The 26,031-nt window shown below is 68.3% G+C and carries 16 protein-coding genes, 1 pseudogene and 1 riboswitch; of the genes and pseudogenes, 7 read left to right on the top strand and 10 right to left on the bottom strand.

Translation table 11 applies throughout. The features are described 5' to 3' along the window. Positions 1 to 32: 32 nt before the first annotated feature. Positions 33 to 2,210, bottom strand: a complete 2,178-nt coding sequence (locus AC3WJB_RS05360) for a primosomal protein N' (protein ID WP_492679444.1) — start codon at positions 2,208 to 2,210, stop codon at positions 33 to 35. A 535-nt stretch (positions 2,211 to 2,745) separates the two neighbouring features. Between AC3WJB_RS05360 and AC3WJB_RS05365 the strand changes: the two genes are divergently transcribed. Beyond that, complete coding sequence (locus AC3WJB_RS05365; RefSeq protein ID WP_492679446.1) at positions 2,746 to 4,143, top strand: MATE family efflux transporter; 1,398 nt, start codon at positions 2,746 to 2,748, stop codon at positions 4,141 to 4,143. Between the two features lie 277 nt (positions 4,144 to 4,420). Then, positions 4,421 to 6,298 carry a signal peptide peptidase SppA gene (sppA, locus tag AC3WJB_RS05370; protein WP_492679448.1) on the top strand — a complete coding sequence of 626 codons (1,878 nt, stop codon included), beginning with the start codon at positions 4,421 to 4,423 and terminating at the stop codon, positions 6,296 to 6,298. A 25-nt stretch (positions 6,299 to 6,323) separates the two neighbouring features. Here sppA and AC3WJB_RS05375 read toward each other — a convergent pair whose 3' ends face one another. Continuing rightward, on the bottom strand, positions 6,324 to 6,533 hold the full coding sequence (locus AC3WJB_RS05375) for a hypothetical protein (protein ID WP_492679450.1): 210 nt from the start codon (positions 6,531 to 6,533) through the stop codon (positions 6,324 to 6,326). 196 nt (positions 6,534 to 6,729) lie between these two features. On the opposite strand from AC3WJB_RS05375, the gene trmB reads away from it, so the two are divergent. Next, complete coding sequence (gene trmB / locus AC3WJB_RS05380; RefSeq protein ID WP_492679452.1) at positions 6,730 to 7,437, top strand: tRNA (guanosine(46)-N7)-methyltransferase TrmB; 708 nt, start codon at positions 6,730 to 6,732, stop codon at positions 7,435 to 7,437. A gap of 110 nt (positions 7,438 to 7,547) precedes the next feature. Here the strand turns inward: trmB and ahcY are convergent, their stop codons facing one another. After that, positions 7,548 to 8,990, bottom strand: coding sequence for an adenosylhomocysteinase (ahcY, locus tag AC3WJB_RS05385; protein ID WP_492679454.1), 1,443 nt, complete (start codon positions 8,988 to 8,990; stop codon positions 7,548 to 7,550). 72 nt (positions 8,991 to 9,062) lie between these two features. Continuing rightward, positions 9,063 to 9,162, bottom strand: a riboswitch (S-adenosyl-L-homocysteine riboswitch). A 105-nt stretch (positions 9,163 to 9,267) separates the two neighbouring features. Here ahcY and ppc point away from each other — a divergent pair. The 4 genes from ppc to AC3WJB_RS05405 all read left to right on the top strand — a co-directional run bounded on the left by ppc (position 9,268) and on the right by AC3WJB_RS05405 (position 16,476). Then, positions 9,268 to 11,976 carry a phosphoenolpyruvate carboxylase gene (ppc, locus tag AC3WJB_RS05390; protein WP_492679456.1) on the top strand — a complete coding sequence of 903 codons (2,709 nt, stop codon included), beginning with the start codon at positions 9,268 to 9,270 and terminating at the stop codon, positions 11,974 to 11,976. A 195-nt stretch (positions 11,977 to 12,171) separates the two neighbouring features. Continuing rightward, complete coding sequence (locus AC3WJB_RS05395) at positions 12,172 to 12,903, top strand: ABC transporter ATP-binding protein (protein ID WP_492679458.1); 732 nt, start codon at positions 12,172 to 12,174, stop codon at positions 12,901 to 12,903. Then, positions 12,900 to 15,266, top strand: coding sequence for an ABC transporter permease (locus tag AC3WJB_RS05400; RefSeq protein WP_492679460.1), 2,367 nt, complete (start codon positions 12,900 to 12,902; stop codon positions 15,264 to 15,266). Before AC3WJB_RS05395 ends, AC3WJB_RS05400 begins: the two co-directional genes overlap by 4 nt. 10 nt (positions 15,267 to 15,276) lie before the next feature. Then, positions 15,277 to 16,476, top strand: a complete 1,200-nt coding sequence (locus AC3WJB_RS05405) for an efflux RND transporter periplasmic adaptor subunit (protein ID WP_492679462.1) — start codon at positions 15,277 to 15,279, stop codon at positions 16,474 to 16,476. 80 nt (positions 16,477 to 16,556) lie between these two features. Here the strand turns inward: AC3WJB_RS05405 and AC3WJB_RS05410 are convergent. The 7 genes and pseudogenes from AC3WJB_RS05410 to dusB form a co-directional block, all read right to left on the bottom strand. After that, positions 16,557 to 16,814, bottom strand: a pseudogene (locus AC3WJB_RS05410) (GIY-YIG nuclease family protein); the annotation flags it as partial. Positions 16,815 to 16,821: 7 nt separating this feature from the next. Further along, complete coding sequence (locus AC3WJB_RS05415; protein WP_492679464.1) at positions 16,822 to 17,451, bottom strand: glutathione S-transferase family protein; 630 nt, start codon at positions 17,449 to 17,451, stop codon at positions 16,822 to 16,824. Between the two features lie 73 nt (positions 17,452 to 17,524). Continuing rightward, positions 17,525 to 19,387, bottom strand: coding sequence for an ATP-binding cassette domain-containing protein (locus AC3WJB_RS05420; RefSeq protein WP_492679466.1), 1,863 nt, complete (start codon positions 19,385 to 19,387; stop codon positions 17,525 to 17,527). 114 nt (positions 19,388 to 19,501) lie between these two features. Then, positions 19,502 to 20,740, bottom strand: coding sequence for a methionine adenosyltransferase (gene metK / locus AC3WJB_RS05425; protein WP_492679468.1), 1,239 nt, complete (start codon positions 20,738 to 20,740; stop codon positions 19,502 to 19,504). A 191-nt stretch (positions 20,741 to 20,931) separates the two neighbouring features. Further along, a complete protein-coding gene (locus AC3WJB_RS05430) occupies positions 20,932 to 22,188 on the bottom strand; it encodes a GGDEF domain-containing protein (RefSeq protein ID WP_492679470.1) in 1,257 nt (418 codons plus the stop codon). Positions 22,189 to 22,392: 204 nt separating this feature from the next. Beyond that, a complete protein-coding gene (gene metE, locus AC3WJB_RS05435) occupies positions 22,393 to 24,684 on the bottom strand; it encodes a 5-methyltetrahydropteroyltriglutamate--homocysteine S-methyltransferase (RefSeq protein ID WP_492679472.1) in 2,292 nt (763 codons plus the stop codon). A gap of 347 nt (positions 24,685 to 25,031) precedes the next feature. Further along, positions 25,032 to 26,018 (bottom strand): tRNA dihydrouridine synthase DusB, encoded by a 987-nt coding sequence (dusB, locus tag AC3WJB_RS05440; protein WP_492679474.1) that lies wholly within the window; start codon positions 26,016 to 26,018, stop codon positions 25,032 to 25,034. Positions 26,019 to 26,031 lie beyond the last annotated feature (13 nt).

Consider the following 26,031-nt stretch of genomic DNA (forward strand, 5'->3'; position numbering starts at 1 on the left):
GCGGGCATCTGGACGTCCGGCGCGGCCGCGGGTCAGTACAGGTCGATGGGGTCGATGTCGAGCGACCAGCGCACCTGCCGGGCCGTAGGCAGCTCGTGCAGGGCCAGCCACCAGGGCCGCAGGATGGCGTGCAGGGACGCGCGACGCGGGGCCTCCAGCAGCAGTTGACCGCGTTGGCGGCCAGCGCGTACCGGCATGGGCGCCGGCATTGGACCGGCCACCTGGATCGTGCCGAGCTCGGCCGGCAGGGCCGCACGTGCGGCAGCCAGGAAGCCATCCACGGCGTCGCGCTTCGGCGCTTCGGCGCGCAGCAGCGCCTGATAGCCATACGGCGGCAAGGCGCTCGCACGTCGCTCGTCCAGCAGCTCCTGGGCGGTCGTGGCGTAGCCGTGGGCAAGCAGGTCACGCAGCAGCGGATGCTCCGGAAGGTGGGTCTGCAGGATGACCCGCCCCGGCTTGCGCGCGCGGCCGGCACGGCCGGCCACCTGCACCACCAGTTGGGCCAGGCGTTCGCTGGCGCGAAAATCCACGCTGAACAAGCCTTCATCCACGCCGACGATCGCCACCAGGGTGAGGTTGGGCAGGTCATGGCCTTTGGCCAGCATCTGCGTGCCGACCAGGATCGCCGGCTCCTCCTCGCCCAGGCCGGCGAGCAGCTCGGCAAAGGCGTCGCGGCGCTGCATGGTCTCGCGGTCTACGCGGCGGATTGGCACGTCCGGGAAGCGCGCGAGCAGCGCTTCTTCCAGGCGTTCCGTGCCCTGGCCATGGGCGCTGAGCCCCGGCGCGCCACAGGCGGGGCAGGCCACTGGCACCGCACGTTGCGCTCCACAGTGGTGGCAGACCAGGCGCCGCGTGCGCGCATGCAAGGTAAGAGGGCGCTCGCAGCGCGCGCACTCTGCATGCCAGCCGCATTGGTGGCACAGCAGCATCGGCGCGTAGCCGCGGCGATTGCGGAATACCAGAACCTGCTCGCCGCGGGCCAGCGTGTCGGTGACGGCGCCGAGCAGGGCCGGCGACATGCCGTGTTCCAGGCGTTGCGCGCGCATGTCGATCACGTCCACCTGCGGCGGGCGCACGGCACCGGGTCGGGCACGCAGGTGCAGCAGGTGGTAGCGTCCGGCCGCGGCATTGGCCAGCGACTCCAGCGATGGCGTGCCCGAGCCGAGCAGCACCGGCACGCCCAGGGCGCGGGCGCGCACCAGGGCCAGGTCGCGCGCGTGGTAGCGGAAGCCGTCCTGCTGCTTGAACGCGGCGTCGTGCTCCTCGTCGACGACGATCAGTCCGGCGTTCGGCAGCGGCGTGAACACCGCCGAGCGCGTGCCCAGGATCACCTTGGCGCTGCCGTTGCTGGCGCGCAGCCAGGCGCGCGCGCGGTCGCCCTCGGCCAGGTTGGAGTGCAGCACTTCGATTGCCACCCCGAGGCGTTCGCGCAAGCGCAGCAGGGCCTGTGGCGCCAGGCCGATCTCCGGCACCAGCAGCAAGGTTTGCTGGCCGCGGGCCAGCACCTGTTGTATCAGCGCCAGGTACACCTCGGTCTTGCCGCTGCCGGTCACGCCATCGAGCAGGAAGGGCTGGTAGCGCCCGAGGCTGGCGCCGACCGCGGCCACGGCCTGGGTTTGTTCGGCGTTCAATGCCGGCGCGGCGGAGACGGCGGCGGCCGTGTGGGCGGGCCATTGCTCGCTGCGTTCCAGCAAGCCGGCGGTGGCGAGCCGCCGCGCCGCGGCGCGCCAGCCGGGCAGGCGCACAGAGAGTTCCGCCGCGCTCAGGCCACCGTCGGCCAGCGCCGCGAGCAAGGCCGCGCTGCTGGCGCGGCGCGTGCCGGCCTGCAGGGCCTGCCGGCCGCTTCCGGTCAGCGCCCAGTATTCGGCACCGGTCGCCGGCAAGGGGCGTGCGCCGCGCAGCGCCAGCGGCAGGGCCGTGACGTAAGCCTCACCAGGTGGGGCCAGCCAGTAGTCGGCGGCCCAGGCCAGGGTGCGCATGAGTTCGGCGTCGAGCAAGGGGGCGTCATCGGGCAAGGCGAGGGCGGGCTTCAGCCGCGACGCGGCGACCTGGCTCGCGCCATCGACGGCCACCACAATGCCGACCTGTCGGCCGCGCCCAAACGGCACCACCACGCGCGAACCCACCTGCGCCTGACCGTGTGCGGGGGGCAGGTAATCGAACACATGCGGCAGGGGTACCGGCAGGGCGACGTGCAGGATGACGGGCATGTTCTCCTCGTCCCCGCAGTGTACCCGCGACTGGGCGCGGTCCCGGCGGGGGCGGCTTGTGTCGTGCTCGTGTCGTGGCTTTATTGTTGTCGTAGGACGTGCTGCATGCTTAGCAACCCTTGCTGGCCGTGAGCCTGAGGAATGGACGGTAAGCTGCTATGGCTGGTGAGGTTTTGGTGTTATCCACACGAATTGTGGATAAGTCTGTGGACGCGCGTCGCGTAGCACCCCGCAAAGCGCGCTGTGACGGGCTCTGGGGACGCCTTGGTGACGTTTTGAGCAACTGCCAAAGTTCTTTAGATTCAATAGTCTGCAAAATACGTTCAGGAACGGTGCAGGCGCCCTTGACGGTTGCTTGACATTGCGCGATTGCGCCGCGGGCGTTGTGCAAAACCCGCCACGCGGCAGGCGTCTGGACGGCTCGACGGCTGTTTGCCGAAACCTTGTCGCCCGCGTGCCCCGGTGACGGTTCGCCGGCGGCGTCTCGCGGCACGTGGTCGGCTAGAATAAGCCACGTCTGCCTGTGTCCTGTCCCATGAACTTGCTCCTGCCCGAGCGTGCCCGCTTCGTCAGCGAGGTGCGCGCCACCGTGCGCCTGGCCCTGCCGCTGATCTGCGCGCAGCTCGCCGCCATGGGCAGCAACGTGGTCGATGCCGTGCTCGCAGGCCACGTCAGCGCGCACGTGTTGGGCGCGGTGGCGGTGGGCGCCAGCATCTGGACCCTGGCCATCGTCACCGGCATCGGCCTGATGATGGCCGTGCCGCCGGCCGTGGCCCAGCTCGACGGCGCCGGTCGCAGGGCCGAGGTCGGCGGCGTGTTCCACCAGGCACTGTGGCTGGCCTTGGGCATGGGCATGCTGCTGTGGTTCGCGGTACGCCACGCCGGTCCGCTGATCGACCTGATCGGGGTGACGCCCAGCCTGCGCCACGATGTGCAGCGTTTCCTGCTGGCCATCAGCTGGGGAGCCCCGGCGCTCACCTTGTATTTCGCGTTGCGCGGACTCTCCGAGGGCTTGTCGCTCACCCGGCCATCCATGTACTTCAGCCTGGGCGGCCTGCTCGTGCTGATTCCACTGGGTTACGTGCTGATGTTCGGCAAGCTCGGCGTCCCGCCGCAGGGCGCGCACGGCTGCGGCGTCGCCACCGCGCTGGCCCTGTGGTTGGAGGCGCTGGGCTTTGCCATCTACATGCGGCGCCACCGCAACTATCGGGGGCTCGGCCTGTTTGCCCGCTTCGAGCGTCCGGACTTCGCGCGCATCGGTGCCCTGGCGCGGATCGGTGGCCCAATCGCCATGACCCTGCTCGCCGAGGCCGGCCTGTTCGTGGCCACGGCGCTCATCATCAGCACGCTGGGCGAGGACGTGATTGCCAGCCACCAGGTGGCGATGAACATCGCCTCAGTGTTCTTCATGATCCCGCTGGGGCTGGCCATGGCCATCACCGTGCGCGTCGGCAATGCGGTTGGCCGCGGCGACGAGCGTGGCGTGCGCTACGCCGGCCTGTGCGGCATTGCCCTGACCCTGGTGACGCAGTTGGTTTCAGCCAGCGCGATGCTCGGGCTGCCGCACACCATTGCCAGCCTGTACACGCGCGATCCGGTGGTGCTGGCGCTGGCCGCGCAGCTCATCATGCTGGCCGGCGTGTTCCAGCTTTCCGATGGCGTCCAGGTTGCGTCCAATGGCGCGCTGCGCGGGCTCAAGGACACCCGCGTGCCCATGGCCATCACCTTGTTTGCGTACTGGCTCGTAGGCATGCCGGTGGGCTGGTGGCTCGGCATCCACCGTGGCCTCGGCGCGCATGGCATGTGGATGGGCCTGATTGCCGGACTCTCGGTGGCCGCGGTGCTGCTCTTCACGCGCTTTTGCCGCAGCGCCTGGAAGCTGCGCTGGCGCCTGCCGCCGCTGCCGGCGGGCGCCAAGACCGGGTACGCCTGAGCCAGCCGCCGTATTCCCGCCGCCCGTCCGTCCCGCCCTCGTTCGCCTTCCCACCCCCACTCCTCGTGCGCCGTGGTTATTCCCACGCCCTGTCGTCATTCCCGCGAAAGCGGGAATCCAGTGCTTTGGCCCTTGTGAACCACCTGAAAGCACTGGATCCCCGCTTTTGCGAGGATGACGGAAAGGGGGGCGGGAATGGCGATAGGGTGTTCTTTCTTGCATCGCGACCATGGCGATTTGATAGATTGGTGGCATCCCCGCCAAATATTGCCGCTGCATGTCACCACCACCACCGTTTCCGCCGCGTCGTCGCGGTTTTGTCGGCTTCCTGCGTGACCTCGGCCGCGGCATCAACCTGCTGCGCCTGATCATCATCAACCTGGTGTTCTTCGCGGTGCTGGCGCTGATCGTGCTGCTGATCACCGCCGGCATCGTCGGCACGCGCGCCGGGCGCATAGTGCAGGATGGCAGCGTGTTGGTGCTGCAGCCGCAGGGCGCGCTGGTCGAGCAATACAGCATCGATCCGCTGCAACGGGTCATGCGTGGCTTCTCCGGCGACGGCCCGCGCCAGATCCAGTTGCGCGACCTGGTCGCGAGCATCGACCGCGCCGCACGCGACAGCCGCATCAGCCGCATCCTGCTCATGCCCGACGAGCTGCAGGCCGGCGGCTTTGCCGCGTTGCGCGAGGTTGGCGCCGCGCTCGACCGCTTCCGCGCCACCGGGAAGCCGGTGCTTGCTTGGGGCGTCAACCTCGACCAAAGCCAGTATTACCTCGCCGCCCATGCCGACCGCCTGCTGCTCGACCCGCGGGGCGGGCTCATGTTCACCGGCCTGGCCAACTACCGCCTGTACTACAAGGACCTGCTGGACAAGCTCGGCGTGGACGTGCACTTGTTCCGCGTCGGCGAGTACAAGAGCGCCGCCGAGCCCTACATCCTCGACCACGCCTCGGATGACGCCAAGCGCGCCGACGGTTATTGGCTGGGTGGCCTGTGGGATACCTGGCTGGACGAGGTGGGCGCGCTGCGCAAGCTCGATCCGACCGTGTTGCGTGCCGACGTCGACAGCCTGCCGCAACGCGTCGCCGCCACCCAGGGCGACTTGGCCCAACTCGCGGTCAACGAGCACCTGGCCGATGGCCTGGCCACCCGCGCCCAGCTCATTGCCGAGCTGCGCCACGCCGGTGTGCCAGCCGGCAGGCAGGGCCACGGCTTCCGCCACGTCACCCTGGCCGAGTATGCGCCGCACGATGCCGGTCACCGCGGCGCGACCCCTGGAGTCACCGTCGTCGTCGCCGCGGGCGAGATCACGGGCGGCAAGCAGCCACCCGGCACGATCGGCGGCGAGTCCACCGCGGCGCTGATCCGCGCCGCACGCGAGGATCGCAAGACCAAGGCCCTGGTACTGCGGGTCGATTCGCCCGGCGGCGAGGTGTATGCCGCCGAGCAGATTCGCCGCGAAATCGTGCTCACCCGCCAGGCCGGCATCCCGGTGGTGGTGTCCATGGGCGACGTGGCCGCCAGCGGCGGCTACTGGATCGGCATGAACGCCGACCGCATCTACGCCGAGCCCAACACCATCACCGGCTCGATCGGCATCTTCGGCCTGTTCTATACGCTGCCCGACACCCTGGCCAAGCTCGGCGTGCACAGCGACGGCATCGGCACCGGGCCGATGGCTGGTGCGTTCGATATCAGCCGGCCGCTCGACCCCAAGGTCGGCGCGCTGATCCAGGCCATCATCGACAAGGGCTACCGCGATTTTGTCGGCAACGTGGCCAAGGCGCGCAAGCAAAGTACCGCAGCGATCGACGCCGTGGCACAGGGCCGTGTCTGGACTGGCCAGCAGGCGCTGGAGCGCGGCCTGGTCGACACCCTGGGTGGCCTCGGCGCGGCCACCAACTACGCGGCCGGGCTCGCGCACCTGGGCAAGGGCTACCCCGTGCGCTATGCCGAGCCGCCCCTGGGCGGTGTCGAGCGGCTGCTGCTCAGCTTCAACCAGAGCGCGAGTGCCTATGTGTTGCGCTCAGCCGGCCTGCGCCTGCCGCCTGCCTGGCTCGCCGCCGCACCCGCCTTGCTGCCCCCGCTCGCCTGGCTGCGCCACGCCAAGCCCGGCACCCCGAACATCTACGCCGACTGCCTCTGCCGGCTGTAGCAGGAACACCTTGAACGATCGCAGCTCATTGCTGCGGCTGGTCGATCGCCTTGCGTTGCCTGGCGGCCGCGTCATCCACGATCTTCTGCACGTTCTTCGCGCGCTGCTCGGTGGCTCGCAAGGTGTCGAACGGCGTGCTGCTCACAGGCTGGGGCGGCTTGGGCTGCTCCGGCGGCGGCTTGTCCGTGCAGGCAACCAGGGCCATTACGCACAAACCCAGCGTCAGGCATTTCATCGGCGTCTCCCAGTCAGCCCGGTCGTCATCCAGTGTGCGATCCGCCGGTCCGCCCCGCAACTGGCGCGCGCGGGGAACCCGCGGCCGCGACCGCCCGGTCCATGGGGAGGGCGGAACGGCGCCCGGCGTTGCCTTTGCATTGGGCTCGATGAGGCGGGCGCCATTTACAATTGCGGGCCCACTTCCAGGCAGAGCCATGACCGACCGTGACGAACCCAAGCTTGCCGCGCGCCATCGCGGCATCCGCAGCTTCGTGCTGCGCGAGGGGCGTATGACGCCAGCCCAGGAGCGTGCGTTTGCCGAGCACTGGTCGCGCTATGGCCTGGAGCCGACCGGCGCGCCACGGAATTTCGCGGCAGTGTTCGGCCGCACCGCGCCGTTGGTCATGGAGATTGGCTTTGGCAACGGTGAGGCCCTGGCCTGGTCCAGCGAGCAGGACGGTGCGCGCGATTTCATCGGCGTGGAGGTGCATGGCCCGGGCGTCGGCCGGCTGTTGAACGCGCTGGCGGCACGTGACGCGGACAACGTGCGCGTGTATCGCCATGATGTGGTGGACGTGCTGCGCGACGACATTGCGCCGGGTGCGCTGGGCGAGGTGCGGATCTGGTTCCCCGATCCGTGGCCGAAGAAGCGCCACCACAAGCGCCGCCTGATCCAGCCCGGGTTCGTTGCCTTGCTGGCTACGCGGGTGGCCAAGGGCGGTCTGCTGCACCTGGCTACCGACTGGCAACCCTATGCCGAACACATGGTCGAGGTGCTCGATGCCGCGCCTGAGTGGCAGCGGGAATTGCCGCCGGCCGGCGATGCGGGCGGGCGGCCACCGTGGCGGCTGGAAACGCGCTTCGAACGCCGCGGCTTGAAGCTTGGCCACATGGTGACCGATCTGCTGTATCGCAGGCAGTAAAAGGAGACGTAGCAATAAAGGGGGCGTGGCGACTTGAATCGATGGGGAGCCACGGCGCCAGCGCAAGCTTCCGCCGATGATTTAGTTCGCCACGTCCCCTTTACCTGCGGTCAGTAGCGGTAGTGCTCGGGTTTGTACGGGCCTTCCACCGGCACGCCGAGGTATTCGGCCTGCGCGGGCGTCAGCGTGGTCAGCTTGACGCCGATCTTGTCCAGGTGCAGTCGCGCCACTTCCTCGTCCAGCTTCTTCGGCAACAGGTACACCTTGGCCGTATAGACGTCCTTGTGCTGCCACAGGTCGATCTGCGCCAACGTCTGGTTGGAGAACGAGTTGGACATCACGAAGCTGGGGTGGCCAGTGGCGCAGCCCAGGTTCACCAGGCGGCCCTCGGCGAGCAGGAACAGGGCGTGGCCATCGGCGAACTCGTATTTATCGACCTGCGGCTTGATGTTGAGCTTCTTTACGCCGGCCAGCGCGTTCAGCGCGTCGACCTGGATCTCGTTGTCGAAATGGCCGATGTTGCACACGATCGCTTGGTCCTTCATCACCTTGAGGTGCTCGATGGTGAGCACGTCACGGTTGCCGGTTGTGGTGACGTAGATGTCGCCGCGGCCGAGCGTGCTCTCGACGGTGTTGACCTCGAAGCCCTCCATGGCCGCCTGCAGCGCGTTGATCGGATCAATCTCGGTGACCACGACACGGGCACCGTAGGCGCGCATGGAATGTGCGCAACCCTTGCCGACATCGCCGTAGCCGCATACCACTACGACCTTGCCGGCCAGCATTACATCCATGGCCCGCTTCAGGCCGTCGGCCAGCGATTCGCGGCAGCCGTACAGGTTGTCGAACTTGGACTTGGTGACGGAGTCGTTGACGTTGAGCGCAGGCACCAGCAGCTGCTTTGACGCCGCCAATTGGTACAAGCGGTGCACGCCCGTGGTGGTTTCCTCGGACACGCCCTTCCAGTCCTTGACCACGACGTGCCAGTAGCCCGGCCGCTCCCTGGCCACGCGCTTGAGCAGGTTCTTGATCACTTGTTCCTCGTGCGAGGCGGCGGGCTCGTCCACCCAGGTGTTGCCGTTTTCCAGCTCGTAGCCCTTGTGGATCAGCAGCGTGGCGTCGCCGCCATCGTCCACGACCAGCTGGGGGCCGAGATAGCCGCCCTTGCCGTCGGGGAAGCTCATGGCCTTGAGCGTGCAGTCCCAATACTCCTCCAGCGTCTCGCCCTTCCAGGCAAACACCGGCGTGCCGGTCGCGGCAATGGCTGCGGCGGCGTGGTCCTGCGTCGAGAAGATGTTGCACGAGGCCCAGCGCACGTCCGCGCCAATATCCTTGAGCGTCTCGATCAGCACCGCGGTCTGGATCGTCATATGCAGGGAGCCGGTGATACGCACGTCCTTGAGCGGTGCCTGCGGCGCATACTTGTGGCGGATCGACATCAGGCCGGGCATCTCGTGCTCGGCAATGTCCAGCTCCTTGCGGCCCCAGCCGGCAAGCGAGAGGTCGGCGACCTTGAAGTCCTGCGACGGCGTTTCGGTGGTGACTGCGTTCATGCATTTCTCCGGTTAGTACGAGGCGGCCTTCACGGGTGCCGGAATCCAGACCCGAGGGGCAGCTCGCATGTGAGCAACCGGGCGCCGTTGGAAAGATGCCGCGTCGAGCCTGGCCAGGCGCGGATTCGCAGGATGGACTGCGGGGCGCATGGTCGCAACGCCCCTCGACGGGCGGGACAGTTTTCTATTGTAGCCGGAGACGCGGGTCGACATCCGGCATGCAGTTCACCGCGTATGCTGGGGCGGTGTCCTTTACATTCCTTGCGGAGCCTCTCGCATGGCCGAAGACGCCACCGCCGAATTCTTGCCGCCCGACGACGCGCTGCGCGAGGATGTCAGCCGCCTCGGGAGCCTGGTCGGTCGGATGCTGGTCGAGCAGGGCGGCCAAGTGCTGTTTGACCGCGTGGAGCAGGTGCGCCTGGCGGCCATCCGCCGCCGCCGCGAGGGCGCCCCGATTCGCGCCTTGGCCGCGTCCTTGGCCGGCCTGGACGCGGCGATGGCACAGGCGCTCGCGCGGGCGTTTGCCACCTATTTCCAGGTGGTGAACCTGGCCGAGCGCGTCCACCGCATCCGCCGGCGCCGCGACTACCAGCGCGAGGGCAGCGGACCGCAGCCGGAGTCGTTGCGCGCCCTGCTGACGGAGTTCAAGGCCGAAGGCGTCGGTGCCGACGAGCTGCTCGGCTGGCTGGACCGCCTGTGGGTCGAGCCGGTGTTTACTGCGCATCCGACCGAAGCCGTACGCCGCTCGCTGCTGGAGAAGGAGCAGGCCATCGTGCGCTCGCTGGTTGACGGCTTCGATCCGGAACGCACGCCTCAGGAGCGCGCCAAAGATACCGAACGCATCGTGGTCGCGCTGTCCGCCGGCTGGCAGACTGCCGAGGCCTCGGACGTACGGCCCACCGTGCAGGACGAATACGAACACGTCGGCTTCTACCTGGCCAACCCGTTGTACCGCATCGTGCCCGCGTTGTACGAGTCGCTGCAGGATGCGCTGCGCGAAGTGTATGGCGTGGCGGCGCGCCTGCCGCGGCTGCTGGGGTTTGCGAGCTGGGTCGGCGGCGACATGGACGGCAACCCGAACGTGGGCGCCGACACGCTGGCGGCCTGCCTGGCCTCGCAGCGCGCGCAAATCCTTGAGCATTATGTCGAAGATGTGGCTGCGTTGGCCAGGGCGCTCAGCCAGACCGACGATCGCGTCGCGGTGACGCCGGCGCTGCGTGAACGCCTGGACGCCTATATGGCCGAATATCCAAGGGCGGCGGCGGGGATAAGGCCGCGCCACGCCGACATGCCGTACCGCTGCCTGTTGCACATGATGGGCGCGCGCCTGCGTGCCGCGACCGCGGCCGAGCCGGGCGCCTATGGTTCCGCGGACGAGCTGTTGGACGATCTGCGCCTGATTGCCGGCAGCCTGGTCGCGAACCGCGGGCTGCACGCTGGTACCTACGTAGTCGGGCGCATGATCTGGCGCGTGCGCACGTTCGGTTTCCACCTGGCGCGCCTCGACGTACGCCAGGATTCTCGCGCCCACGATGACGCGCTGGCCGTCTTGCTGGACGATCCCGCGTGGGCCGGACGCGACGCCACGACGCGTGCGGCGAAGCTGCGGCCGTATGCGAATGGCGAGCACCAGTTCGGACCCTGTGCCGAGCCGATGGCCGAGCATTTGCAGGCCGTGTTCACCGCCTTGCGCGACAGCCGGCACCGGCATGGCGACGCGCCAACTGGTCTGTACGTCATCAGCATGGCGCGCTCGGCTGCGGACGTGCTCGCCGTCCTCGCCCTGGCGCGCCGCGCGGGCCTGGAGAACGATGCGCCGCCCGACGTGCCGTTGGACATCGCGCCGCTGTTCGAGACAGTGGATGACCTGCAGCATGCCCCGGCCACGCTGCAGGCCCTGCTGGACGATCCGGTCTACCGGCGCCACCTGGCCGCGCGCGGCGACCGACAATGGGTGATGCTGGGCTACTCCGACAGCGGCAAGGACGGCGGCACCCTGGCCTCGCGCTGGGGCCTGCAGCGCGCCCAGGTACGGCTGCTGGAAGTGGCCAGGGCGGCACATATCCGCCTCGCGTTCTTCCATGGCCGTGGCGGCTCGGCCAGTCGCGGTGGCACGCGCATGATGCCGGCACTCATGTCGGCGCCGCGCGGCGCGGTCGACGGAGTCCTGCGCGTGACCGAGCAGGGCGAGGTGATCCATCGCAAATACGGCATCCGCGCGCTGGCGCTGCGCAACCTCGAGCAGACCGTCGGCGCCACCTTGCGGGCGAGCGTGCGTCCGCGCGCCGCCGAGCCGCGCGAAGAGCGCTGGCGCGGACAAATGGACGTCCTCTCCGCATGCAGCCGCCAGGCCTACCGCGCGCTCATTGAACGCGACGGCTTCGTCGAGTATTTCCGCAGTGCGACGCCGATCGACGTGATTGAGCGCATGACGCTCGGTTCGCGGCCGGCGAGCCGCCGCAGCATGCACGGCGTGGAGGACCTGCGCGCCATTCCTTGGGTGTTTGCCTGGACCCAATGCCGCGCCATCATCTCCGGCTGGTATGGTCTGGGTAGCGCGCTGGCGCATGGGCTCGAACGCTACGGTGCCGAGGCCATGGGTGAGATGGCGCGCGACTGGGCGTTCTTCGCCAACGCGCTGAACGACGTGGAGATGGTGCTGGCCAAGTGTGACCTGGACATTGCCGAGGCGTTCTCGGCGCTGTCCGGTGAACTGCACGAAGATTTCTTTGTCCTGATCCGCGCCGAATTCGACCGCACGCGGGGCGGCCTGCTGCAGCTCCGCGGCAGCAAGGCGTTGCTCGCCGGCGAGCCGCGCCTGGCCGCGTCGATCCGCCTGCGCAACCCCTACGTCGATCCCATGAGCCTGCTGCAGGTCGACCTGCTGCGGCGCTGGCGCGCCGGCGACCGCATGGACGACGACCTGTTGCACGCGCTTGTCGCCAGTGTCAACGGCGTCTCCCAGGGCCTGCAGAACACCGGCTGATAAAGGGGGCGTGGCTAATTGAATCAGGGACTGCAACCGATTGATTCATCGAACTGGCCCCTGGTTGAATTAGCCACTTGCCGGCCCGGTCTCGACCAGACCATCGGAGTTGCCCAAGATCATCAAACGATGCCCCTGATGCCGTTAGCTTGAGTTCGTTGCTGCCCCCGGGCGGCTCTTGAGCGGAGCGCACGCATGGCCCTGGCCACACCGTTGCCTGCCGCGGAGGCGGTATTCCGCGCCCGCGGCCTCACCAAGACCTACCGTATGGGCGAGGTCGAGGTATCGGCGCTGCGCGGGGTGGACCTGGACTTGTACCGCGGCGAGTTCGTGGTGCTGCTGGGCCCCTCGGGCAGCGGCAAGTCGACCTTGCTGAACATCCTGGGCGGGCTCGACGTGCCTACGGCCGGCGAGGTCTGGTACGAGGGGCATCACCTCACGGGTGCCAGCGAGCGCGAGCTCACGCTGTTTCGCCGCGAACACGTCGGCTTCGTGTTCCAGTTCTACAACCTCATTCCCAGCCTCACCGCGCGCGAGAACGTGGCGATCGTCACCGAGCTGGCCGGGCAGCCGATGACGCCCGAGGAGGCGCTGGCGCGGGTGGATCTTGCCGACCGCATGGATCACTTTCCCGCACAACTGTCCGGTGGCCAGCAGCAGCGGGTGGCGATCGCCCGCGCGATCGCCAAGCGGCCGGCGGTGCTGCTGTGCGACGAGCCCACCGGCGCGCTCGATTCGGCCACCGGCGTGCGCGTGCTGGAGGCGCTGGAGCGGGTCAACGCGGAGCTCGGCACCACCACCGTGGTGATCACCCACAACGCCGACATCGCGCGCATGGCCCATCGCGTGCTGTACCTGGGCGATGGCCGCATCGTGCGCGAGGAGCGCAATGCGCAGCGGATGCCGGCAACGGAGCTGCACTGGTGAGTGCGCTGGGCCGCAAGGCGGTACGCGACCTGTGGCACCTGCGCGGGCAGGCGCTGGCGATCGCGCTGGTGATTGCCGGCGGCGTCGCCACGCTGGTGATGTCGCAGTCCACCTACGAGTCGCTCACGGCCACGCGCGAGCAGTTCTACCGCCAAGGTGCGCTGGCGGACCTGTGGGCGCCGCTCAAGCGCGCACCCGACACGCTGCTGCCGCAGCTGGCCGCGATTCCCGGCGTACAGGCCGCGCAGGTCCGGTTGCTGGCGCTGGGCACGCTGGGCGTGCCCGGCTTCGACGAGCCGGTGCGCGCCGAGGTGGTGTCGCTGCCGCTGGACGGGGGCCAGCCGCTGCTCAACCGGGTGCAGCTGCGCAGTGGGCGGCTGCCGGACCCGCAGCGCGACAACGAGGTGGTGGTGGGTGAGGCCTTTGCGGCGGCGCAGGCATTGCGTGTCGGCGACAGGCTGCGGCTGACCCTGCGTGGGCGCCAGCGTTGGCTGCAGGTGGTGGGTGTGGGCACCTCGCCGGAGTACGTCTACCAGAGCCCGCCGGGCGCGGTGTTTCCCGACTTCAAGCGCTATGCGGTGCTGTGGATGAACCGTCACGCGATGGAAAAGGCGCTGAACATGGACGGCGCATTCGACAACGTGACGCTGCGCCTGCTGCCCGATGCGCGCGCCGTTGCGGTGATCCCTGAACTCGACCGCCTGCTGGCGCGCTATGGCGGCGTGGGCGCCTACGGCCGCCACGAGCAGACCTCGGCGCGCTACCTGGAGGAGGAGATGCGCCAGCTGCAGACGATGGCGCGGCTGTTCCCGGCGATCTTCCTTGGCGTGGCCGCATTCCTGCTGCACGTCGTGCTGATGCGCCTGGTCGGCACCCAGCGCGACCAGATCGGCGTGCTCAAGGCGTTCGGCTACAGCCATCGCGCGCTGGCGCTGCATTACCTGGGCATGGCCGCGGCGATCGCGCTGCTCGGCGCGGTGCTCGGCATCGCGCTGGGCGGGGGGCTGGGGCGCTGGCTGGCGCACGTCTACCAGGGCATCTACCGCTTTCCGTTCCTTGCCTATCGGCTGAGCATCCAGGCGGTTGCCACTGGCGTGGCGGTGAGCCTGGCGGCCGCGGCCGCCGGCGCGTTGATGGCGCTGCGCGCGGCGGCCAGGCTGCCGCCAGCCGAGGCGATGCGCGCGCCGGCGCCGGCACACTTCGGACCCACCATGATCGAGCGGCTGGGCCTGCAGCGTTGGCTGTCGCAACCCGCGCGGATGGCGCTGCGCGACCTGGAGCGCCGCCCCGGTCGTGCCGCGTTCACCGTGCTGGGACTGGCGTTGGCCTGCGCGGTGATCATGGTGGGTCGTTTCCAGGGCGATGCGATCGACCACATGGTCGACACCCAACTCAGCATCGCGCAGCACCACGACCTGGCGGTGAGCTTCATCGAGCCGGCGCCGCGGCGGGTGCTGTTCGAGCTGGCTGCGCTACCCGGCGTGCGCTTGGCCGAGCCGGTGCGGATGGCGCCAGTGCGGCTGGTGCACGGCCACCGCAGCTATCGCACGACGATCGAGGGGCTGACGCCGGATGCGCGCCTGCGCCGGCCGCTGGATGCGCAACTGCGGCCGATCATTCCATCCGCCGATGGCGTGCTGCTGACCGACTATCTGCAGGGCATGCTGGCGCTAGCGCCTGGCGACGAGATCGAGGTCCAGGCGCTGGAAGGTCATCGTCACGTGCGCCGTGTACGCGTGGCCGGCTTCGTACACGAGTCGATCGGCGCGCAGGGCTACATGGATCTGGACGCGTTGAACCGGCTGCTCGGCGACGGCGACGTGGTCTCCGGCGTGCTGCTGGGCGTGCTGCCGGGCGCCGAGTCGGATCTCTATGCGCGGCTGGACCGGGGCCCGTGGGTCGCCGGCGTCAGTTCGCGGCTGGCCTCGGTGCGCAGTTTCTACGCCACCATGGGCGAGAGCCTGCTGGTGTTCACTTGGGTGGCGGCGCTACTGGGCGGGGTGATCAACTTCGGACTGGTCTACAACGCGGCGCGGATCAGCCTGTCCGAGCGCGGCCGCGAACTGGCCAGCCTGCGCGTGCTGGGCATGACCGAGGGCGAGGTGAGCGCGCTGCTGCTGGGCCAGCTGGGCCAGCTGGTGGTGGTGTCGCTGCCGTTCGGCTTCGCCGCGGGCTGGGGCTTGTGTTGGCTGATGGTACAGGGCTTCCAATCCGAGCTGTTCCGCATCCCGATCCGGCTGACCACCGCCACTTACGCGTTCGCCGGCTTGATGGTGCTGGGCGCCAGCGTGGTCTCCGCGCTGCTGGTGCGCCGGCGCATCGCGCGGCTGGACCTGATTGCCGTGTTGAAGACCCGTGAATGAGGGCCGTCCGATGAGCATGAAACGCCGCCACTGGATCATCGCTGCCGCCGCGACAGTCGCCGTCGCGGCCGTTGTGTGGTGGGCGCTGCAGGCCGCGCCGCGCACGCTCGAGGTGGCGCGGGTCACCCGCGGTCCGCTGGTGCAGCGCTTCGAGGAGGAGGGCCGCACCGAGTTGCCGCGACGCTGGGTGGTGTCGGCGCCGATCACCGGCACGTTGCGGCGGATCGACCTGCTGCAGGGCGATGCGGTCAAGGCCGGGCAGGTGGTGGGGGCGATCGAGCCACCGCAGGGCGGCCTGCTGGATCCGGCCAACCGCGATCGTCTGCTGGCCGAAGAACAGGCCGCTCGCGCTGCCATGCAGGCGGCAGGGCAGCGGCTGGCGGCCGCACAGGCGGATGCCGGGCTGGCCATGCGCGACGCGCGCCGCATGCGCACGCTCGGCGCGTCGGGCGTGGTGAGCGTTGCGGCACTGGAGGCAGCGGAGGCGCGCCTGGCCCGGGCACAGGCGGGGGCTGCGTCGGCGCAGGCGGAGCGACGCGCGGCCGACCAGCAGCGTGCGGCGCTGGCGGCACTGCTGCGCGGACAGGGCCGCAGCGGTGGGCAACAAATCGAATTGCGCGCGCCGATCGACGGCGTGTTGCTGCATCGTTACCAGGAGAGCGCCATGCCGGTGCAGGCGGGCCAGCCCTTGCTGGAGTTCGGCGACCTGGGTCGGTTGCAGGTGATGGTGCAGGCGCTGTCGCAACAGGCGATCGCGCTGCGGCCGGGCTCGTCGGCGCGGATCCTGCGCTGGGGCGGCGAAGGCGCGCTGCCGGCGCGGGTGACGCGGATCGAGCCGGGCGGTTTCACCAAGGTATCGGCACTGGGCGTGGAGGAGCAGCGCACGCGGGTCTGGCTGGAGATTGCCGCGCCGCGCGCGCAGTGGGCGCAACTGGGCGATGGCTACCGGGTCGAGGTGGAGTTCGAGGTGGCGCGTCGACCCGACGTGCTGCAGGTGCCGTCCAGCGCACTGTTCCGCGACGGCCGGCGTTGGGCGGTATATCGCGTGGAGGGCGGTCGCGCGCGCCTGACCTTGGTTACCCCAGGCATGCAGGGCGATGCTTCGACGGAGATCCTGGCGGGATTGCGCCAGGGCGAGCGGGTGATCGCCTATCCGGACGACCGCCTGGCCGATGGCCTGCGCGTGCGCCCGCTGGCCGTGTCGCCGTGACCGGAAACCGCGGAAACCGGAACGGAGGGGGTTGAATCCGCCGTAGAAACGGGTCCTTGCGGGTTCATCGTAGGATGGGCGTGCAGCGCGGCGATGCGCTGCGCGCGCGGCAGATGCTTCCAGGCAAGCTCCAGGCGCAGCGCTGTACCGTGGTCGGCGACCCAGACCCAGCCGAGCAGGCGCCGCGGCGGGTTGGCGCGGGTGAAACGCGCGCCCTTGCCGGCGAGGTGCTTGGCATAGCGTTGCCCGGGGTCGCGCGCGATCCCGGTATATACGCGGCCGTCCGCGCATTCGAGCAGATAGACGGCCCAGGCCTCGCCGTTCGGCGCCTGCGTCATGCGTGGCTCAGGCCCACTCGACCAGCCCTTCGGCCTCGCACACCTGCTTCCAGGATGGGCGTGCCTTCAGCCGGGCGGCCAGTGCGGCGACGTGCGGCCAGGTCGTTGCCGGGCGTGGCATGTTGCGTGACCAGCGCATCAGCATGAGCGCATACAGGTCGACCGCGCTGAAGTCGGCGCCGAGCAGGTACGGACCCTTGGCCGCGAGTTGCGCATCGATGTGCGTCCACGCCTTTTCAATGCCGATGCGCGCAGCCTCCTTGATGCGGTCGGCGGCGGCGGGCAGGTAGTCGCCTGGATAGAACCACTGGCGGAACAGCGGCTGCAGCGTGTTGGCCAGGTAAAACATCCATTGCAGGAAGTCGGCGCGCGTCGGGCTGCCGGGCGCCGGTGCCAGGCCACGATCGGCGTGGCGTTCGAGCAGCAGCATGGTGAGCGCCGCCGCCTCGTTGTGCGGCACGCCGTCGACGAGGAGGGTGGGCACGACGCCTTTGGGATTCAACGCCAGGTAGGCGGCGCTGCGCTGCTGTCCGGCATCCAGGTCCACCCGCTCCAGCGCGTGCGGCACACCCAGCTCCGCCAGGGTGAGGTGCACGACGAGATTGGCGGAGCCGGGGCTGAAATAAAGCGTATACATGGCGAGTCCTTGGTTGCGTGCGAAAAACGTAAATAAAGGGGACGTGGCAAGTCATCAATTTGCCACGTCCCCTTTATTTCTCCAGTTCGGCCCAGCGGGCATAGGCGCGGTCGAGCTCAGTCTGGACCGCGGTCAATGCTTGCGTGGCGTCGGCGATCGCCTGGCCATCCCGCTGAAAATAACCCGGCTCGTTCATGGCTTGCGTGCGGATGGCCAGGTCGGTTTCCAGCGATTCGATCTTGCGGGGCAATTGATCCAGTTCGTACTGTTCCTTGAAGCTGCGCTTGCGTTTGCTGGTGGAGGCAATGGGGGCGTCGCAAACCAAATCGGGAGCCGGACCGGTGGGCCCGACGGTTGCTTCTTGCGATTTGACCTGCCACGTCCCCTTTACGTAACCGACGTATTCGCCGATCCGGCCGTCGCCTTCGAGCACCAGGGTGCTGGCCACCACGTTGTCGAGGAAGCTGCGGTCGTGGGACACCAGCAGCAAGGTGCCGCGATAATCGGCCAGCAACTCCTCCAGCAGCTCCAGGGTCTCGACGTCCAGGTCGTTGGTGGGTTCATCCATCACCAGCAGGTTGGATGGCTGCGAGAACAGCTTGGCCAGCAGCAGGCGGTTGCGCTCGCCGCCCGACAGGCGCGTGATTGGCGCGCGCGCGCGCTCGGGCGAGAACAGGAAGTCCTGCAGGTAGCCGATGATGTGCTTGCGCTGGCCGTTGAGCTCGATGTATTCCAGCCCACCGGCGACGTTGTCCACCGCGTTCAGCGTCTCGTCCAGCTGCAGGCGGTGCTGATCGAAATAGGCGACCTGCAGCCCGGTGCCGAGTTTGACGCCGCCCCGCTGTGGCTCGAGTTCACCCAGCATGATGCGCAGCAAGGTACTCTTGCCGGCGCCGTTCGGGCCAATGATGCCGACGCGGTCGCCGCGCAGCACCGTGGTGCTGAAATCGTCGATCAGCGTGCGGCCGGCGTAGCCATGGGTGACATGCTCGAGCTCGATCACCTTCCTGCCCGAGGCATGCGCGTGGCCCAGGGTCATGCGTACGTTTCCGCCGAGATTGCGGCGCTCGCCGCGTTCCCGACGCAGCGCCTCGAGCGCGCGCACGCGACCTTCGTTGCGCGTGCGTCGGGCCTTGATGCCCTGGCGGATCCATACTTCCTCCTGCGCCAGCTTTTTGTCGAACAGCGCGTTGGCCTGCGCCTCGGCGTGCAGGCGCTCTTCGCGGCGGCGCAGGTAGTTGTCGTAATCGCCGGGCCAATCGGTGAGCGCGCCGCGGTCGATCTCGACGATGCGCGTGGCCAGCGCGCGCAGGAAACTGCGGTCGTGGGTGATGAAGACGATGCTGCCGGGGAACTGCTTGAGGAAGGTTTCCAGCCACTCGATGGCGCCGATGTCCAGGTGGTTCGTCGGCTCATCGAGCAGCAGGACATCGGGATTGCGGACCAGCGCCTGGGCCAGCAGCACGCGGCGCTTCATGCCGCCGGAGAGTGCTGCGAAGTCGGCCTCGCCCGGCAGTTCGAGCCGGGTCAGCACCTGTTCCACGCGGCGGTCGAGATCCCAGCCATGCTGAGCCTCGATGCGGGTCTGCACCTCGCCCAAGGCGGCCAGGTCGTCCTGCGCGAGCAGCCGGTGGTAACGGCCCAGCAAACGGCCGAGGTCGCCCAGGCCTTCGGCCACTACGCTGAACACGCTGCCTGCGAGGTCCTGTGGCACCTCCTGTGCCATGCGCGCAACCACTACCCCGCTCTGTACCCGCACCTCGCCGTCGTCGGCGTGGAGTTCGTCACTGATCAGCTGCAGCAAGGTGGATTTGCCGGCACCGTTGCGCCCGACGACGCAGACGCGCTCGTTGGCCTCGATGGCGAGATTCACGTCATCGAGCAGCAGCGGGCCGCCGATGCTGTAGTCGACGTTGAGTAGTTGGACCAGGGACATCCCGCTATTGTATCGGGGACGTTAAAAAAGGGGACGTGGCAAACTGGACCCGGGGATAGCCTTCGCCGAGGCCGGACAGCGGGTTCGTGATTTAATTTGCCACGTCCCCTCTTTTTACTTCAGCTTGGCGTCCTTGCGCAGCGCCTCGGCGCGGTCGGTCTGTTCCCAGGAAAACGCGGTGAACGGCTCGGTGCGCTTCTTCACCTTCTTGCCGTTTTCCAGGGCTTCCCACTCATAGGTGGTGTTGGGCTTGGGCGCGCGGCCGAAGTGGCCGTAGCTGGCGGTCGCCTGGTACATCGGATGGATCAGGTCGAGCATTTGCAAGATGCCGTAGGGGCGCAAGTCGAAGTGCTTGCGGATCAGCTGCTCGATCTTTTCGTCGCTGATCTTGCCGGTGCCAAAGGTGGTGACCGACACTGAGGTCGGCTTGGCCACGCCAATGGCGTAGCTCACCTGTACCTCGCACCGCGCGGCAATGCCGGCGGCGACGATGTTCTTGGCCACGTAGCGGGCGGCGTACGAGGCCGAGCGGTCCACCTTGGACGGGTCTTTGCCGGAGAAGGCGCCGCCGCCATGCCGGGCCCAGCCGCCGTAAGTGTCGACAATGATCTTGCGGCCGGTCAGGCCGCAATCGCCGACAGGACCGCCGATGACGAACTTGCCGGTCGGGTTGACGTGGTACTTGGTGCCCTTGTGCAGCAGGCGCGCCGGCAGCACCGGCTTCAGGATCAGCTCGTGTACGGCCTCGATCAGATCCTTCTGCTTGACGTCTGGATCGTGCTGGGTGGAGAGCACGACGGCATCGATCGCCACCGCCTTGTCGTCCTCGTAGCGCAACGTGACCTGGCTCTTGGCGTCGGGCCGCAGCCACGGCAGTGGCGACTTTTTCGCCTTGCGTACCTTGGCCTGCTGCTCGACCAGCCGGTGCGAGTAGTAGATCGCCGCCGGCATCATGTCCGTGGTTTCATTGGTCGCGTAGCCGAACATCAGGCCCTGGTCACCGGCGCCTTGGTCTTCGGCGCGGCTGCGCACCACGCCCTGGTTGATGTCGGGCGACTGCTTGCCGATCAGGTTCAGCACGCCGCAGGTGGCGCCGTCGAAGCCGACGTCGCTGGAGTTGTAGCCAATGTCCAGGATCACCTTGCGCGTGATCGCCTCGAGGTCGATCCAGGCGTTGGTGGTGATTTCGCCGGCGACGATCGCCACGCCGGTCTTGACCATGGTCTCGCAGGCCACATGCGCGGCTGGATCCTTGGCAATGACGGCGTCGAGCACCGCATCCGAGATCTGGTCGGCGACTTTGTCCGGATGGCCTTCGGATACGGACTCGGAGGTGAACAGGTAGTTCGACATCGGGGGAATATCCTTCGTTGCGGATACAAAGATACGAGGGTGCCATGATACTGCGACGGGGCCGGCTTTACAGCCGTCGGGGCGGGCGGCACAGGCGCCGATTTTGGTCGTGTTTCAGCCTTCCATTTGGTCGGGCCCGGGTGCTTGCCGTCGCCAGCCTTGCCGACCGGGCCGCCATGACGCGGCAGGCCTCACTCGGCTTCGACCCGGTTGCGGCCGCGATCCTTGGCCAGGTACAGGGCCCGGTCGGCGCGCGCAAACACCGTGGCCGGGGTATCGCCAGCGCGCACCTCGGTAACCCCACAACACAGCGTGATGCGCACCGGTTTCCGCCGGCCTAGAAAGCTCGTGGTCTCGATTTGCTTGCGCAGGCTCTCGCCCTTTTGTCGGGCCATCTTCAGGTTCGCGCCAGAGAGGATCACCGCGAATTCCTCGCCGCCGTAACGCGCCAGCACGTCACCCAGCCGCAGCACCGTGGCCAACTGGCGCGAGACGATGCACAAGGCACGGTCGCCGGCGGCGTGGCCATAGTCGTCGTTGATGCGCTTGAAGTGGTCGATGTCGAGGATCAGCAGGCTGGCGACCTTGCCTGCCTGCGCCTGCTGGCACACCTCGGCCATGCGCTGCTCGAAGACCAGGCGGTTCGCGATCCCGGTCAGTGGATCGGTCGTGGCCCGCTGGTGTTCCTTGCGCAGGCTGATCTCCATGTCCTGGGCGGAGCGCTCAAGCTCATGGATGCGGTGGTCCATCTGCTCCGAACGGGTCTGCCAGACGCGGGCGCGCGCATCTTCCTGCGCATGGAAGGTCTTGAGGTGCGCCGAGATCGCCTGCATGCGCTGCTGAATCTCGGTCTGCAGCGAGTCCAGTTCCGGTACCGCCTGCAGCCGCGTGCCGAGGGCATCCATCTCGCTGGTCAGGTTGCGGTCCAATGCCTGGCGGGCGGTGGTGCCGTCAGCCTGGTCGGCATCGGCGCGCTCGAGGTATTGCGCAAATTCGCCCAGTTGGGTGGTCACCTGGGTCAGCAGCACCTGGACGGCAGCCAGTTGCGTCGACCGTTGCTGCTGGGTCTGGTTGAGCAGCTGGGCCAGCGTTGCCGACTGCGCGGGCAGTTGGTCCGGATCGCTGCTGGCCGCGATTTCGGTGCGCAGCCGGTGCCATTCGGCACACGTGGACTGGTCGGGTTCGAGCTGGTCGATGAGGTCCAGCAGCGTCGCTCTGGCGCTGCTGGGCTGGTCGGCCTGGTTGAGCGGCGCAGCCTCCACCGGCAGGGGCCAGGGGTCCGCCTCCAGCGAGCGCATGGCCATGGTCAGCGCGTGCACCTGGGCTTGCAGGGACTCCTCGTCTTGCGGTTCGCGCAGGCTTTGGCGCAGCTCGCCCAAGGCTGCGTCGAGCGGCGGTGAGCGCCCTTCGGCGGCATGGGTGAGCCGAGTGGCAAGGATACGCAGCATCACATCCACGCGTGGCCATTGCACTGCGTTGGGTTCCCTAGGGTCGATGACGTCATGCATCGAGCGCGTTCTCCAGCGGAATACGCACGCACAAGCGGGTTCCTTGGCACGATATTACGTGACTCGATTTGCGAACGCACGCGTGCTGGTTGTGGTTGTGGGAGCCCGCAGGCGGGCTCCCACAAATTCTCCGGTGGCGCGGAGTCAGGCGGAGAGCTTGAGCTCGCTGCGCAGCTGCAGGGTCGCGGCCACCATATTGCGCAGGGCCGCTTCCACTTCGGGCCAGCCGCGGGTCTTCAATCCGCAGTCCGGGTTTACCCAGAGCTGCCCAGGCTTCAGCACCGCAAGCGCGCGGCGCAGCAGGTCGGTGATCTCGGCCTGGTCGGGGATACGCGGCGAATGGATGTCGTACACGCCTGGGCCGATATCGTTCGGGTAGTGGAACTTCACGAACGCGTCGAGCAGCTCCATGCGCGAGCGGCTGGTCTCCATCGAAATCACGTCGGCGTCCATGGCGGCCACAGCCTCGATGATGTCGTTGAACTCCGAATAGCACATGTGTGTGTGGATCTGGGTGGCGTCGCGTACGCCGCCGGCGGTGATGCGGAAACACTCCACCGCCCAGGCCAGGTAGCCGGCCCAGTCGGCACGGCGCAGCGGCAGGCCTTCACGCAACGCCGGTTCGTCGATCTGGATCACACCGATACCGGCCGCCTCCAGGTCGTGCACCTCGTCGCGCAGGGCGAGCGCCATCTGCCGGCATACGGTCTCGCGCGGCAGGTCGTCGCGCACGAAGGACCATTGCAGCATGGTCACCGGGCCGGTCAGCATGCCCTTCATCGGCTTGGTGGTGAGTGACTGCGCATAGGTCGACCAGGCCACGGTCATCGGTGCGGGGCGGGCGATGTCGCCCCAGATGACCGGCGGTTTCACGCAGCGCGAGCCGTAGCTCTGCACCCAGCCAAGCTTGGTGAACAAATAGCCGTCCAATTGCTCGCCAAAGTACTCGACCATGTCGTTGCGCTCGGGCTCGCCGTGCACCAGCACGTCCAGGCCAATCGATTCCTGGAAGCGTACGACGTGCTCCACTTCCCGCTTCAGCAACGCATCGTAGGCGACGTCGTCGAGTCGGCCGGCGCGGTGTCCGGCGCGGGCCTTGCGCAGCTCGTCGGTCTGCGGGAACGAGCCGATCGTGGTGGTGGGCAGCAGCGGCAGCGGGCGGGCTTCGGCCTGGGTCAGGGCGCGCTTGGCATGCGGCGAGCGGCGCAGCGTGCTCTGCGGGCTGAGCGCGTGCAGGCGCGCGCGCACGGCCGGGTTGGTGATGCCGGGGGCTTGCAAATGCGCGCTCAGTTCGGCCTGCTGTTCGGTAAGCGTCGCGGTCGCCGCGGTGTTACCGTCCAGGGCATCGGCGTAGACGCGCAATTCCTCGATCTTCTGCCGGGCAAACGCCATGGTGGCCCGCCGCGCCGGATCGAGCGCGTTTTCCGCGGCAAGATCGATCGGCGTGTGCAGCAGCGAACACGATGGCGCCAACCACAGCCGCTCACTGCCGACCGCCGCCAGTGCCTTGCGCAGCAGGGGCAGGACCCGATCCGGGTGGCTGCGCCAGACGTTGCGCCCGTCGACGACGCCAGCGCTGAGCACGGCGTGGGCGGGCAACGCGCCGAGCACGGCCTCGAGCTGGGCCGGTGCACGCACCAGGTCGACGTGCAGACCGTCTGCCGGCAGGCTGGTTGCCAGTGCCAGGTTATTGCCGAGTGCGCCAAAATAGGTGGCCAGCAGGAGCTTCGGCCCATGCGCGGCGGCCAGCGCGGTGTAGGCGCGGCGATAGGCCTCGCCGGTCGCCGCATCCTGGTCGAGCACCAGGCACGGCTCGTCCAGCTGCACCCATTCGGCGCCGGCGGCGGCAAGCTTCTGCAGGAGGTCGACGTACGCCGGCAGCAGCGCATCAAGCAGGGCCAGCGGGGCGCTGCCGTCCACGGTCTTGGCCAGCAGCAGGAATGACAGCGGACCGAGCACGACCGGGCGCGCCACATGGCCGAGCGTCTTGGCCTCCAGGAATTCGGCGACCGGCTTGTCGCCGCGCAGGGCAAATTTCTGCCCGGCATCGAGCTCGGGCACGATGTAGTGGTAGTTGGTGTCGAACCACTTGGTCATTTCCATGGCGTGGACGTCGAGCGTGTCGTCCTTGCGGCCGCGTGCCATCGCGAAATAACCGTCCAGGTGGCTTTTGGCGAATGCCGGCCGGTAGCGCTGGGGGATGGCATCGAACAGCACGGCAGTGTCCAGCACCTGGTCATACAGGCTGAAATCGTTGCAGGCCACGACATCGGCACCGGCGTCACGGGCCAGCTGCCAATGGCGCCGGCGCAGCGTGCGCGCGGTTTCGAGCAGGTCGGATGCGCCGGTCTTGCCGCGCCAATACGTTTCCAGCGCGCGCTTGAGTTCGCGTTTGAGGCCGATGCGCGGAAAGCCGAGAAAGGTGACCTGTGCCATGGAGTGTTCCTCTGGGATCGGATGTCGATGTTGAACGAGTGGGTGGCGGTAGTGCTTGCCGGGATCGGCGCCGGCCGCTGCCCTGTCCGGGACACCGCAGCAGCCGATCAGGCTGGAATGTCGCGCGCCGGCTTGCCTTCAATGGCTGCCGTAGCGATGCATCAGCGCCGAAGGTCCGACGCGGGCTCTCGCCTATTCATCGGTATATGCGGATGGAGAGATATCTGGAGCAAAAGCGGACATTACGGCGAGTATCGGCGCGAGTCAATGGGCGGCAGACTGGCCGCCGGACTGGGGTGGGCTGAGGGTGAGTCAGATGGCCGCCACGGTGGCTGGCGACCAAGCGTTCAGGCGGCGAGCGCGGGCTGCCCGGCGAGCAGGGCGAAATAGTCGCGCGTCTGGCGCAGTTGCTCGCTGGCGGAACCGGCGCGATTGACCACCTGGCGGAAGGCGGCGTTTTCCGGGCGATCCTTGGCGTACCAGCCCAGATGCTTGCGTGCGATGCGCACGCCGGATTCTTCGCCGTAGAACGCGTACAGCTGTTCGAGGTGGTGCAGCAGGATGGCCCCCACTTCGTCCGGCGTGGGCTCCGCAAGCAGCTCGCCGCGCTCCAGGAAATGCGCGATCTCGCGAAAGATCCAGGGGCGGCCCTGGGCGCCGCGGCCGATCATCACGGCATCGGCGCCGGTGACAGCGAGCACCTGCCGCGCCTGCTGCGGCGTGGTCACGTCGCCGTTGGCCAGCACCGGGATGCGCACGGCTGCCTTTACCGCCGCGATGGTGGCGTACTCGGCCTCGCCGGCATAACGGTCGGCACGCGTGCGGCCATGCACGGCCAGCGCTGCGATGCCGGCGTCCTCGGCAATGTGCGCAATGTGCACCGCGTTGCGGTGTTCGCGGTCCCAGCCGGTACGCATCTTCAGGGTGACCGGCACCTCCACCGCCTCGACCACGGCCTTGACGATGCGCGCGACCAGCGGTTCGTCCTGCAGCAGCGCGGAGCCGGACCAGACGTTGCACACCTTCTTGGCCGGGCAGCCCATGTTGATGTCGATGATCTGCGCACCGTTGGCGACATTGAAGCGTGCCGCCTCGGCCAGCATGTCGGGGTCGTAGCCGGCAATCTGCACGCTCACCGGCTCCGGCTCACCGGCGTGGTCCATGCGATGCAGCGACTTGCTGGTGTGCCACAGGCTGGGATCGGCCGTGGTCATCTCGGACACGGCCAAGCCCGCGCCGAGCTGCTTGCACAGCACGCGGAACGGCTTGTCGGTAACCCCGGCCATGGGGCCAAGGACGAGGGGCGGGTCGATGCGATAGGGACCGATGTGCATGCGTCATTGTAGC

Source organism: Rhodanobacter sp. FW510-R10 (assembly GCF_058781105.1).